Annotated in this window: 11 protein-coding genes; 9 read left to right on the forward strand and 2 right to left on the reverse strand. The window is 63.6% G+C overall.

The window, feature by feature from the left end; translation table 11 throughout:
* Positions 1–9: 9 nt before the first annotated feature.
* From ACPWR9_RS06830 to ACPWR9_RS06840, 3 genes are read left to right on the forward strand one after another with little or no spacing between them, the layout of a single operon-like run.
* Positions 10–627 (forward strand): cysteine hydrolase family protein, encoded by a 618-nt coding sequence (locus ACPWR9_RS06830; RefSeq protein WP_426297857.1) that lies wholly within the window; start codon positions 10–12, stop codon positions 625–627.
* Entirely contained in the window at positions 624–2057 is a 1434-nt protein-coding gene (locus tag ACPWR9_RS06835; RefSeq protein ID WP_426297855.1) for an FAD-dependent oxidoreductase, read from the forward strand. Before ACPWR9_RS06830 ends, ACPWR9_RS06835 begins: the two co-directional genes overlap by 4 nt.
* Positions 2054–2917 carry an isocitrate lyase/PEP mutase family protein gene (locus tag ACPWR9_RS06840; RefSeq protein ID WP_426297853.1) on the forward strand — a complete coding sequence of 288 codons (864 nt, stop codon included), beginning with the start codon at positions 2054–2056 and terminating at the stop codon, positions 2915–2917. Before ACPWR9_RS06835 ends, ACPWR9_RS06840 begins: the two co-directional genes overlap by 4 nt.
* A 125-nt stretch (positions 2918–3042) precedes the next feature.
* Here ACPWR9_RS06840 and ACPWR9_RS06845 read toward each other — a convergent pair whose 3' ends face one another.
* Positions 3043–4266 carry a CaiB/BaiF CoA transferase family protein gene (locus ACPWR9_RS06845; RefSeq protein ID WP_426297851.1) on the reverse strand — a complete coding sequence of 408 codons (1224 nt, stop codon included), beginning with the start codon at positions 4264–4266 and terminating at the stop codon, positions 3043–3045.
* 244 nt (positions 4267–4510) lie between these two features.
* On the opposite strand from ACPWR9_RS06845, the gene alaS reads away from it, so the two are divergent.
* The 5 genes from alaS to ACPWR9_RS06870 all read left to right on the forward strand — a co-directional run bounded on the left by alaS (position 4511) and on the right by ACPWR9_RS06870 (position 10850).
* Positions 4511–7135 (forward strand): alanine--tRNA ligase, encoded by a 2625-nt coding sequence (gene alaS / locus ACPWR9_RS06850; RefSeq protein ID WP_426297849.1) that lies wholly within the window; start codon positions 4511–4513, stop codon positions 7133–7135.
* A gap of 245 nt (positions 7136–7380) precedes the next feature.
* On the forward strand, positions 7381–8619 hold the full coding sequence (locus ACPWR9_RS06855) for a YbfB/YjiJ family MFS transporter (protein ID WP_426297847.1): 1239 nt from the start codon (positions 7381–7383) through the stop codon (positions 8617–8619).
* Positions 8620–8643: 24 nt separating this feature from the next.
* Positions 8644–9414 carry a class II aldolase/adducin family protein gene (locus ACPWR9_RS06860; protein WP_426297845.1) on the forward strand — a complete coding sequence of 257 codons (771 nt, stop codon included), beginning with the start codon at positions 8644–8646 and terminating at the stop codon, positions 9412–9414.
* A gap of 41 nt (positions 9415–9455) precedes the next feature.
* On the forward strand, positions 9456–9650 hold the full coding sequence (locus ACPWR9_RS06865) for a 4-oxalocrotonate tautomerase (RefSeq protein ID WP_426297843.1): 195 nt from the start codon (positions 9456–9458) through the stop codon (positions 9648–9650).
* A 63-nt stretch (positions 9651–9713) separates the two neighbouring features.
* On the forward strand, positions 9714–10850 hold the full coding sequence (locus tag ACPWR9_RS06870) for a threonine aldolase family protein (RefSeq protein WP_426297841.1): 1137 nt from the start codon (positions 9714–9716) through the stop codon (positions 10848–10850).
* Between the two features lie 48 nt (positions 10851–10898).
* On the opposite strand, the gene ACPWR9_RS06875 is transcribed toward ACPWR9_RS06870, so the two are convergent.
* The gene (locus tag ACPWR9_RS06875; RefSeq protein WP_426298031.1) at positions 10899–12194 is read right to left on the reverse strand and encodes a chloride channel protein; all 1296 of its coding nucleotides are present in this window, start codon (positions 12192–12194) and stop codon (positions 10899–10901) included.
* 243 nt (positions 12195–12437) lie between these two features.
* Here ACPWR9_RS06875 and ACPWR9_RS06880 point away from each other — a divergent pair, with 243 nt between their 5' ends.
* Positions 12438–12968 (forward strand): NUDIX domain-containing protein, encoded by a 531-nt coding sequence (locus ACPWR9_RS06880; protein WP_426297839.1) that lies wholly within the window; start codon positions 12438–12440, stop codon positions 12966–12968.
* The last annotated feature ends 128 nt before the right edge of the window (positions 12969–13096 follow it).

Genomic DNA, 13096 nt, shown 5'->3' on the forward strand with positions numbered 1-13096 from the left:
AGTCATGTCATGAGCCAAACTAACGCGCTCGATGCCGCGCGCACGGCGCTCGTCATCGTCGATTTGCAGAACGATTTCATCACCCCCGGCGGCGCTTACGACCGGGGCGGTGCGGCCACGGCACAGGCACAGGCGCTGCCTGCGCGTATTGCGCCAATCGCACGCTCGCTCAAGGCGGCAGGCGGTTTTGTCGCCGCGAGCCAGTTCACCCTCTGGCCCGATGCGCTGGGCGAGCCGATGATTTCGCCCCATTTGAAACAACTGCGGCCGTTTTTGCGGCGCGGTGATTTTGTGGCCGGGTCGGAAGGACATGCGACGGTGGCGTCGCTCGCGGAACATGTGGATGTCTCGGTGTGGAAGGTCGCGTATTCGGCGTTTTTCAACACGCAACTCGACTGGGTGCTGCGACGCGCCGGTATCGAAACAGTGGCGGTGTGCGGCATCGTGACCAACGGCGGAGTGGCCAGCACCGCGCGCGATGCGCACATGCGCGACTACCGCGTGCTGGTGCTCTCCGATGGCTGTGCCGCGCCGACGCCAGCGGCACACGACGCGGCGCTGGCTGATTTGCGCACGGTCGGCGAGATCGTCTCTTGCGAGGCCTTCGCTGGCCGAATCGCAGTATGAGCGCGCCCATGGTGCCGGTCATTCGCAAGGGACGCCCGCCCGTCGACGACTTGCCGGAGCTAAGCGTGGTGATCGTCGGGGCAGGGGCTTGCGGGCTGACCGCCGCGCTCGTCTTGCAGGACGCCGGAATCGACTGCGTGCTGCTGGAGCGCGATGCGGTGCCGAGCGGATCGACGGCGCTGTCGTCGGGTTTTATCCCGGCGGCAGGCAGTGATGTGCAGCGGGCGGCCGGTGTCGACGATAGTCCGGCACAGTTCGCGCACGACATCTTGCGCAAGACGGAAGGCACGGCGGCTGCACATCTGGTGAACGCCTATGCGCAAGCGTCCGGGCCTGCCATGGACGCCTTGGCGCGCCATGGGCTGAAGTTCGAAATTCTCGATGGGTTTTTGTATCCGGGGCATAGCGTGCGTCGTATGCACAGCTTGCCGGAGCGCACGGGCGCGGCGTTGATGGCGGCGCTTGAACGCGCGGTTCAGGCGACGGATGCGCCAGTGCTAACGCGAACCGTCGTGCGCGAACTCTGGGTGGACGACGATGGCCGCGTGAACGCTGTGGGCGGCGTTCGTCCCGATGGTGCGATGGAATATCTGGGCTGCGACATGTTGCTGCTCGCCTGCAACGGTTTCGGCGGTAACGCCGTGCTGAGAGGCGAGTTGCTGCCCGAAATGGCGCAAGCGGTCTATGGCGGCCACGAGGGCAACGACGGCAGCGCGCTGCTCTGGGGGCAGGCGTTGGGCGCGGCACAGGCCGACCTCGGTGGCTATCAAGGGCACGGCTCGTGGGCGTCGCCGCACGGCGTGCTGATTTCGTGGGCCGTCATCATGGATGGCGGGGTGCAGATCAATCGTGAGGGCAAGCGCTTTCACGACGAGACGCACGGTTATTCCGAAGCGGCAGTCAATGTGTTGGCACAGCCCGATAGCGTCGCATGGAATGTTTTCGACGCGCAGACACTCGCGCTGGCGCGCACGTTCCCCGATTTTCAAGACGCCGAAGCCGCTGGCGCACTCAAGACGTGCGCCGATATCGACGCGCTCGCCGACGTCATCGGATGCGATGTGCAGACGCTGCGTGAGACGTTGGCGGGCATTGCGTCCGACGTCACGGCGGATGATGGGCGTCGCTTTTCCCGCGCCTTGAGCGCGCCGTATTACGCCGTCAAAGTCACCGGCGCGCTGTTTCACACGCAGGGCGGGCTCGATATCGACGCCCAATGCCGCGTGTTGCACCCGGACGGCACCCCGTTCCCGAATCTGCTTGCCGCAGGCGGCGCTGCGCGCGGCGTGTCCGGCAACGCGGTGTGGGGCTATTTGTCAGGGAATGGACTGCTCTCGGCGGTCGCAGGCGGTTACCTCGCGGCAAAGACGGCGATCGATGCGTTGTCTGGCGCGGCTGTTGCCCCCCAATCACAGGAGATTTCCGAATGACGTTGTCGTCATCTCTCAAACACCGGCTGAGCGAAGGCGTGCTGCTCGCGCCGGGCGTGTACGACGCTTTGTCGGCCTTGATCGCAGAGCAGGCGGGCTTCGAAGCGCTTTATCTTTCCGGCGCCTCGATTGCCTATACTCGGCTGGGCAGGTCGGACATCGGTCTGACGACGTATCCCGAAGTGGAAGACACGCTCGCGCGCATTGCGGAGCGGGTATCGGTGCCGGTGATCGTCGATGCGGATACCGGCTTCGGCAATGCGCTCAACGTCAAGCGCACCGTGCGCGGGTTCGAGCGCGCCGGTGCCGCGATGATCCAACTGGAAGACCAGACCTTCCCGAAACGTTGCGGGCATCTCGACGGCAAGGGCGTAGTCAGCGCGCAGGAAATGACGGGCAAGGTGCGTGCCGCGGTCGATGCGCGTCACGACACCCGGACGCTCATTCTGGCGCGCACCGATGCGGTCGCGGTCGAAGGCCTTGAGGCTGCGCTCGATCGCGCCGAGCAGTATCTGGAGGCGGGTGCCGACGCGTTGTTTATCGAAGCGCTGCGCACGACGGAACAGATGGAGGCGGCGTGCAAACGCTTTGCAGGTCGCGTGCCGCTGCTTGCCAATATGGTGGAGGGCGGTAAAACGCCCGTGCAGAGTGCGCAGGCGCTCGCCGATATCGGCTTCCGTATCGTCATCTTCCCGGGCGGTACGGCGCGCGCCGTGGCGCACACGTTGCAGGGCTACTACGCCAATCTGCACACGCAAGGCACGACGGCCGCGTGGCGCGAACGCATGCTCGATTTCGACGGACTCAATGCTGTGATCGGCACGCCGGAATTGCTGGCGGAAGGGAAGCGATACGAGTAAGCAGGATGTGTGATGTGCGCGCCCGGCAACGAGGCGGGTGCAACACCAGAAGTATCGGCGCGTGACGTGGGTCGCGCTGGTAGGCAGGCCCGTCGCGGATGGCTTCGCGACGGGCCTTTTTCGTATCAGACGATGCCGCTCTCGCGCAGTGCGGCGATCTTCGCTGCGTCGAAGCCCAGCCGTTCGCGCAGGATGTCGTCGCTGTGCTGTCCGAGCGTAGGTGGCGCGGTGCGCGCGACCGGCGGGGTCTCGCTCATCTTCATCGGGCTGGCGACGAGGCGCGCGACACCGCCCGACGGATGCGGCAACTCGACGGCCATTTCACGCGCAACGACTTGCGGGTGCGCAAACACTTCCGGCAACGTATTGATCGGGCCACACGGTACGCCTGCCGCTTCGAGCTTGTCGATCCAGACGTCTTTGCCGAACTTGCGCACCATCTCGGCGAGTATCGGCACCAGCACTTCACGATGGCGCACGCGCGACGGATTGGTCGCAAACCGGGCGTCGTCGGCAAGCGCGGCTTCACCACCGGCTTCCACGAATTTGCGGAACTGACCGTCGTTGCCCACGGCGACGATGATCCAGCCGTCGTCGCCGGTCTGGAACGTTTGATACGGCACGATGTTCGGATGCGCGTTGCCCCAACGTACCGGCGCCTTTTCGCTGGCGAGGTAGTTGGTGTTCATGTTGGCGAGCATGGCGACCTGCGTATCGAGCAGTGCCATGTCGATGTACTGGCCCACGCCGGTGCGGTCGCGATGCGTGAGCGCGGCCATGATTGCAAGGCTGGCGTACATGCCGGTCATCAGGTCGGCGATGGCCACGCCAGCCTTCTGCGGGCCGCCGCCGGGCAGGCCGTCGCGCTCGCCCGTGACGCTCATGAAGCCGCCAATGCCTTGGATGATGAAGTCGTAACCGGCACGCGACGCATGCGGGCCGTTCTGGCCGAAGCCGGTGACGGAGCAATAGACGAGATCGGGTTTGACGGCCTTAAGCGACGCATAGTCCAGACCGTACTTCGCGAGCTGGCCGACTTTGTAGTTCTCGACGACGACGTCGCTTTGCGCGGCGAGCGCGCGGACGATGGCCTGCCCTTCGGGGCGCGAGATATCCAGCGTGAGCGAGCGCTTGTTGCGGTTCGCCGCGAGGTAGTACGCGGCTTCGACCGTGTCGTTGCCGTCGGCGTCGCGCTGGTAGGGCGGGCCCCAACTGCGGGTGTCGTCACCCACGCCGGGGCGCTCGACCTTGATCACGTCCGCACCCAGATCGGCCAGATTCTGCGTGGCCCACGGCCCGGCCAGCACACGTGAAAGGTCCAGTACCCGGATATGACTCAGCGCGCCCATCGTTATCTCTCTCCTTGATCGCTTCGCACGGCAACGGCGTGGCACGTCACATGCGAAACATTGTTTTGCAATGCGGAACTTGTGACGGAGAGTCTATGGTGGAGAAACGGTGTCTGACTAGCGCCGTTTCGCAGTGCGGTTGGCGCGCCGACGCTGTGTGGGTGCCGATTTCCCGTATAATCAAAAGTTTGCAAAATATCCCGCCAGGCGCAGCCGGCCCGGCCCCCACGCTCTCAAGCACGCTATGAAAGTCGCAGACATTCGGGAAAAATTTCTTAACTTCTTCGAGTCGAAGGGCCACACGATCGTGCGCTCGTCGAGTCTCGTTCCGTCCAATGACCCCACGCTGCTGTTCACGAACTCCGGCATGGTGCAGTTCAAGGACGTGTTCCTCGGGCTCGAGTCGCGCCCGTACAAGCGTGCAACCACGGCCCAGCGCAGCGTGCGCGCCGGCGGCAAGCACAACGATCTGGAGAACGTGGGCTACACGGCCCGTCACCATACGTTCTTCGAAATGCTGGGCAACTTCTCGTTCGGCGACTACTTCAAGCGCGAAGCGATTCAGTATGCGTGGGAGTTGCTGACCACCGTCTACAAGCTGCCCAAGGACAAGCTCTGGGTCACCGTCTATCAAGAAGACGATGAAGCCTACGACATCTGGGCCAAGGAAGTCGGCGTGCCGACCGAGCGCATCATCCGCATCGGCGACAACAAGGGCGCGCGCTACGCGTCGGACAACTTCTGGCAGATGGCCGACACCGGCCCGTGCGGCCCGTGCTCGGAAATCTTCTTCGATCACGGTGCAGACGTGTGGGGTGGCCCGCCGGGATCGCCGGAAGAAGACGGCGACCGTTACATCGAGATCTGGAATCTCGTGTTCATGCAGTTCAACCGTGACGAGCAGGGCAATATGACGCCGCTGCCCAAGCCGTGTGTCGACACCGGTATGGGCCTGGAGCGTATCGCCGCCGTGCTGCAACACGTGCACAGCAACTACGAGATCGACCTGTTCCAACACCTGATCAAGGCGGCTGGCCGCGAGACCGGTGTGACCGACCTCACCGCGAATTCGCTCAAGGTGATTGCCGATCACATCCGCGCTTGCTCGTTCCTGATCGTCGACGGCGTGATTCCGGGCAATGAAGGCCGCGGCTACGTGCTGCGCCGTATCATCCGCCGCGCGATTCGCCACGGCTACAAGCTGGGCCGCAAGCAACCGTTCTTCTACAAGCTGGTGCCGGACCTCGTCGCCGAGATGGGCGTAGCGTATCCGGAACTGGCACAGGCACAGCAACGCGTGACCGACGTGCTCAAGCAAGAAGAAGAGCGCTTTGGTGAAACCATCGAGAACGGCATGGAGATTCTCGAAGGCGCGCTGGCCGATCTGGCCAAACGCGGCGTGACGACGCTCGACGGCGAACTCGCGTTCAAGCTGCACGACACGTATGGCTTCCCGCTCGATCTGACGGCCGACGTCTGCCGCGAGCGCAGCATCTCGGTCGACGAGGCCAGTTTCGATGCCGCCATGGCGCGCCAACGCGAACAGGCGCGTGCGGCGGGCAAGTTCAAGATGGCCACGGCGCTGGAGTACGACGGCGACAAGACGCGTTTCCAAGGCTATGACCAACTCGTGCTCGAAGGCGCGAAGGTCACGGCCCTGTATGTCGACGGCACGAGCGTGACGTCGATCAAGGCCGATCAGCAAGGCATCGTCGTGCTCGACACGACGCCGTTCTACGCGGAATCGGGCGGTCAGGTAGGCGATCAGGGCTTGATCACCACGTCGGGCGCACGTTTCGGTGTGTCGGACACGCAGAAGATTCAAGCCGACGTCTTCGGCCACTACGGCAAGCTCGAATCGGGTGAGCTGAAAGTGGGCGAGGCCGTGACGGCACAGGTCGACGCCGTGCGCCGTGCGCGCACCGTGCGTAACCACTCGGCCACGCACTTGATGCACAAGGCATTGCGTGAAGTGCTCGGCGGCCACGTGCAGCAGAAGGGCTCGCTGGTCGACGCGGACAAGACGCGTTTCGACTTCGCGCATAACGCAGCGATGACGGCCGACGAAATCCGTCGCGTGGAAGACATCGTCAACGCGGAAGTGTTGGCCAATGCGCCGACGCAAGCCGCGCTGATGTCGTTCGACGACGCAGTCAAGGGCGGTGCGATGGCCCTGTTCGGCGAGAAGTACGGCGACGAAGTGCGCGTGCTCGACATCGGTTCGTCGCGCGAACTCTGTGGCGGCACGCACGTGACGCGCACCGGCGATATCGGCCTGTTCAAGATCGTGATGGAAGGCGGTGTCGCTGCGGGTATCCGTCGCGTGGAAGCGATTACCGGCGACAACTCGGTGCGCTTCGTGCAGAAGCTCGACGATCAGGTGAACGAAGCGGCTGCGGCGCTCAAGACGCAACCGGCCGAACTGACGCCGCGTATCGCGCAAGTGCAGGACCAGGTCAAGTCGCTGGAAAAGGAACTGGCCGCGCTCAAGTCGAAGCTGGCGTCGAGCCAAGGCGACGAACTGGCCGAGCAAGCCGTGGACGTGAACGGTCTGAAGGTGCTGGCGGCGCAGTTGGAAGGTGCCGACGTCAAGACGCTGCGTGAGACGATGGACAAGCTCAAGGACAAGCTGGGGAGCGCTGCCATCGTGCTGGCTGCCGTCGAAGGCGGCAAGGTCAGCCTGATCGCTGGCGTGACGGCGGATGCCACGGGCAAGGTCAAGGCCGGCGAGCTGGTCAACTTTGTCGCGCAGCAAGTCGGCGGCAAGGGCGGTGGCCGTCCCGACATGGCACAGGCTGGCGGTACCGATCCGTCGCAACTGCCGCAGGCGCTGGCCGGCGTGCAGGGCTGGGTGGCTGGCAAGCTGTAATTCCAGTCAGCCGGTAGTTTTTGCAAACGCGCGCTTCGGCGCGCGTTTTGCATTTCGGCGGCGAATTTGCAGGCATCCTGTGCCGGGCTCACGTCCCGAGTGCATTCAATCGCCCCTCGCGTTACAGGGGAACCAGCGCATGGCGTGATGTTTTCCATGTAAAGTATTCGCCACGACAGCACGCGCAAAGCGGCACCGGTTTGCGCGTTTTCCAGATATCCCCCGTTCGCGGGTCAGCCAACGCCATGTCAGCCACTCTCGCCGATTCCGCTCGCACTGCCTCGTCGCGTCAGCCGTCACCGGAGGGTGCCGCATGGCGCATTGCGCTGTCGTGCATGCTCGCACTGTCGATCGCCATGGGCATCGGGCGCTTTGCGTTCACGCCGATGTTGCCGCTCATGCTGCACGAGCAACTGGTCGACATTCAACACGGTAGCTGGCTTGCCTCGCTCAACTACGCAGGCTATTTCATCGGCGCACTCTCGTGCATGTGGCTGCGCTTCACCCCCACGTTGCTGATTCGCTTTGCGCTGGCCGCCACAGTGGTGCTTACGCTCGCCATGGGGCTGTTGGAGTCGTTCGTCGTTTGGGCGATCGTGCGCACGCTCGCTGGTGTGATGAGCGCTTGGGCCATGGTGTTCTCGGCAGGCTGGGGCTTTCGCAAGCTGGGTGAGTTGCGTATGCCGAGTTTGGGGGGTGTGATTTTCGCGGGACCCGGTGCAGGCATCGTGGTGACGGGCTTGCTCGCCAGTTTGAATACGGCCCTCGGCTGGCCCGCGCGAGGCGGCTGGCTGTTGTGCGGTGGGCTCGCACTCGTGTTGCTCGCGGTCATCTGGCGCACGTTCGTGGCAGATGCGCCGGTCGCTGCCAAACCGGAAGGCGATGCGACGGCACACGCGGCACCGCACGCCGTCAATCACGGCAGTGGCGAGAACGTCATTCCGATCACGGTGTTCTACAGTTTTGCGGGTTTCGGCTACATCATCACGGCGACCTTCCTGCCGGTGATCGCACGCCACGCCTTGCCCGGTTCGCCGTGGCCGGATTTGTTTTTCCCGCTGCTCGGCCTGATGGTGATTCCCGGTGCGATCATCGGCGCGCGTGCGCCCATCACATGGGATAACCGCCTGCTGCTTGCCGCGTGCTATGTGATGCAGGGCATCGGTGTGGGCATCGGGATCGTGTTGCCGAACGTTGTCGGTTTCGCGCTCGGCAGCGTGCTCGTCGGCCTGCCGTTCACGGCGATTACCGTCTATGCAGTGCGCGAATGCCGCCGTTTGCGTGGGGACAATGCCAATGGCCTGATCGGTCTGGTGACGGCATCCTACGGCATCGGGCAGATCGTGGGGCCGCTGGTGGCCGCCCCGTTGGTCGAATCGACCGGCAGCTTCACCGCGGCACTGTTGTGCGCGACGGCGGTGCTGGTGCTGGGTGCCGTGGGCTTCGTCTGGGACTGGCGGCGCTCGCTGGATCGCGCCCCCTGATCAATTCTCCCCGGAGCGTTTTACATGGCTTTCACTTTGCAGGCGGGCCGCAAGGCCGCCGCGGACATGAGCGACGCCGAGCGGCGCATGCGTGTCGACCTCGCGGCATGCTATCGGCTCGTGGCGATGCACGGCTGGGACGATCTTATCTACACCCATATCTCGGCCATGGTGCCGGGAGAGCCGGGGCACTTTCTAATCAATCCGTTCGGGCTGGCGTTCGACGAAGTGACGGCGTCGAATCTCGTGAAGATCACGATGGACGGCGAGATTGTCGGCGACAGCGAATACCCGGTGAACGTCACCGGATTTGCACTGCACGGCGCGGTGCATGCCGCGCGCTCGGATGCGGTTTGCGTCATGCATCTGCACAACACGGCGGGCATTGCTGTCTCGATTCAACCGCATGGGTTGCTGCCGATCTCGCAGCATGCGCTGCGCTTTCACGAGCGCATCGGCTATCACGACTATGAAGGGCTGGCGTTTTCGCCGTCGGAGGGCGAGCGGCTGGTGGCGTCGCTAGGCGCCTATCCGGCCATGCTCTTGCGCAATCACGGCACGCTTACCGTCGGGCGTACGGTCGCCGAAGCCTTCGTGTTGATGGCCACACTCATCAAAGCCTGCGAGATTCAATTGCAGGCGCTCGTGGGTGGCGCGCCGCCTTATCTGCCCAGCGCTGCGGTGCAAGACAAGACGGCTGTGCAACTCGAAGACGGCGGTGCGATTGAAGGCGAATTGGAATGGCCCGCGTTGCTGCGCAAACTCGATAGAATGGACGGCTCGTTTCGCGACTGATCGCAGCGGGTCATGACAACAACACAAGGAGAGAGATAGCAATGCCAACGTTTCACGTCGAGATGTTCGAGGGCCGTACGGTCGATCAAAAGCGCGCGTTCGTGAAGGCCGTGACTGCCGCGGCGGTCGAGACCCTCGGTTGCACGCCGGAGTCGGTCGATATCATCATCACCGATACCAAACGCGAGAACTGGGCCACGGGCGGCACGCTCTGGTCGGATCCGCGTCCCGAGTAATTCGGCCAGCCAGGCCAAGGTCGGGGATCGACGGGCGGTCCCCGTTGTACTGAAGAGGTCGTCATGTCGCAACACGCCGCCAATCGTTCCCATTCCTCTGCATCGGTTGCGTCCGTCATCGCGGCCGCCCAGCCACCGGCGGATGTGCCGCAACACTTCGCGTCGGATAACTACGCGGGCATTTGTCCCGAAGCGCTGCACTATCTCGCCCAGGCGAATGCCAGTGGTCACGAGGTAGCGTACGGCGACGACACCTGGACGCAGCGCGTGTGCGACGGCGTGCGCACGCTGTTCGATACCGATTGCGAAGTCTTCTTCGTCTTCAACGGCACGGCGGCAAATTCGCTGGCGTTGGCCTCGCTCTCGCAGTCGTACCACTCGGTGATTTGCCATGAACTGGCGCACGTGGAAACGGACGAGTGCGGTGGCCCAGAGTTCTTTTCCAACGGCGCCAAGCTGCTCACCGCGCGCGGCCGCGAGAACAACGGCAAGCTCACGCCGGACGCCGTGGAGTCGGTGATCAGTCGCCGCTCCGATATTCACTTCCCCAAGCCCAAGGTGGTTACGCTCACGCAGGCCACGGAAGTTGGCACGGTGTATTCAGTGGACGAAGTGAAGGCGATCACGGCCGTCGCCAAACGGCGGAATTTGCGCGTGCATATGGATGGCGCACGCTTCGCCAACGCGGTGGCAACGTTAGGCTGCCATCCGGGCGATGTGACGTGGCGCGCTGGTGTGGATGTGTTGTGCTTCGGCGGCACGAAGAACGGGCTGCCGGTGGGCGAGGCGGTCGTGTTCTTCAACCGTGCACTGGCCGAAGATTTTGCCTACCGAGTGAAGCAAGCGGGACAGTTGGCGTCGAAGATGCGTTTCATCTCCGCGCCGTGGCTGGGCATGCTGGAGAACGACGTCTGGCTGCGCAACGCGCGTCATGCGAACGCGATGGCACAGTTGCTCGCGCAGCGCATTCGTGACGTGCCGGGTGTCTCGATCATGTTCGAGACGCAGGCCAACGCGGTGTTTGCCGAGTTGCCGTTGCACGTGATCGAAGCGCTCCGTGCGAAGGGCTGGAAGTTCTACACGTTCATCGGTGCGGGCGGCTGCCGTTTCATGTGCGCGTGGGATACGCGGCCGGAGACGGTCGAGCGTCTCGCGGCCGATATTCGTGACCTGAGTCGCGAACTGCGTGTGAAGGGCTAACCGTTCACGCGGGCTTCATGCGTGCTTTATGCGTGCTTTATGCGTGCTTTATGCGTGCTTCGGCGCTGCCGTCTCCGACGGAAGGAAACGGTGCGCGAGCGTGTGATAGAACGACGGCGAGAAGGCTTTCGAGACCTGCGTCGAGAGCAACGCGACGGCCATGAGAGGGATCACCATCTGATGGCCGTCGATCATCTCCATGACGATCACGAACGACGTGATCGGCGATTGCGTCACCGCTGCCAGATACCCCACCATACACAGCGCGGCCATGGCCGGTAGCGGCACCACGGACGTGATGTGCGACAGCACGTTGCCCAACCCCGCACCGATCGCCAGCGACGGCGCGAAGATGCCCCCCGGGATGCCCGAGAGGTACGACACCGACAGCGCAGCGAACTTCAACAACGCGTAGAACGGCGAGAGTGCCTCGTGTGATTCCAGCAGGCCGCGCGCTTCGGCGTAGCCGCTGCCGAAGGTCGTGCCGCCCGATACGATCCCGATCACGGCAATCGCCAAGCCGCACAAGAACGCGAAACGCACCGGATGAGCGCGTCGCAGGTTCACGAGCGCGCCGGGCATCCAGCGCGGCACGTTAATCATCAGCCAGCAGAACAAGCCGCCCGCCACGCCGGTCAGCACGCTCGCGCCAATCAGCACCGGAATCAACGCCCAGTGGAATTCGCTGAGCGCTTTAATCTGTCCGAAGTAGAGATAGTTGCCCTGCAAGCCCAGCGCAACCACGCCCGAGAAGATGATCGCGGTAATCAACGTGCCGCTGTTACGCGCCACGAAGCTGCGGCTCAGTTCTTCGATCGCAAACACCACACCGGCGAGCGGCGTATTGAAGGCTGCGGCCAGCCCGGCGGCGGCACCGGCAAGCGTCAGTTGTCGTTCGATATGGGCGCTGCTGCGGCCGTAGCCACGTCGCATCGCATACATGAGCGATGCACCGATCTGCACCGTCGGGCCTTCGCGTCCGATCGTGAAGCCGCACAAGATGCCGAGAAACGACATCGCGATCTTGCCGAACATGATGCGCAGCGTGAGCAGCGACTTCGAGAGGCGGCCGTCCTGAAGCGTGGCGATGACTTGCGGAATACCGCTGCCTTCCGAGCCACGGAAAAAGGTCTGCGTCAGCCAGATGGCGAGGGCGGCGCCCAAGGGCGTAATGATCAGCGGCACCCAGAAGCCGTAGGCCAACATGCGCTGGAACAACTCGAAGCCGAAATCGATGAACTTCGCGTACGCCACCGACACCAGACCGACGAGCACGGCACCCAGCCAGAACACGCCGTAATTGCGCCACAGGCGACGCGAGCGATGGGCGCTGGTGCGGGCAATGCGTGCGGGAAGCGAGGCGTTGGGGGTGGCAGCAGGCCGCGGCGGCGGCGCTTCGGATTCGGGAGGTGGTGCAGACGAGGAGGGGGGCGTAGTGTCTGACACGGGGCAAGTGAGGTTTGTAAGACGTCGGTCGATTATACGCTTCGGATTTCGGGACACCGGCCCCGGGGCGTCCCGGAAATTACCGAATGTGCAGCGCGTCATGAGTTCAATTAAGATATTCGGATTCGCCGAAGAACGATCATGAACGAACTCATCTTTTGTCCCCGCTGTGCCTCCCCGCTAGACTCACGTGACGTTGCCGGGCGTGTTCGCCGGGCATGCCCCGACGCCGCTTGTGGTTTCGTCCACTGGGACAATCCGTTGCCCGTCGTGGCCGGTCTCGTCGAGTATCGCGGACAGATTCTGCTCGCGCGCAATGCCGCTTGGACGGAAGGCATGTTCGCCCTCATCACCGGTTTTCTAGAGCGCGACGAGACGCCCGAAGACGGCATTCGTCGCGAGATCAAGGAGGAGACCAATCTCGAAACGGATGCGATCTCGCTGCTCGGTGTCTACGAATTCATGCGCAAGAACGAGCTGATCATCGCTTACCACGCGGTGTGCGATGGCGACATTCTGCTCTCGGAGGAACTGGCGGAGTTTCGTCTGGTTAAACCGGAGCACGTGCGCCCATGGCCTGCGGGCACGGGACACGCGGTGGCGGAATGGCTGCGCCGGCGCAATCTGCCGGTCGAATATGTGGAGTCTGCGCGATTGTCAATTGCCGGGTGAGTGGGGCGCCACCGTGCGAGATGCCTGAATCGGAATGGGCGACTCAGGATGCGCGTGCGACGACTACGGTAGAATCTTCGTTTCCGGGCGAAGTCCGGTAGACAATACGAATGAGACTCACACGAGGG

It is taken from the genome of Pandoraea pneumonica (assembly GCF_049918595.1).
Classification (GTDB): Bacteria; Pseudomonadota; Gammaproteobacteria; order Burkholderiales; family Burkholderiaceae; genus Pandoraea; species Pandoraea pneumonica_A.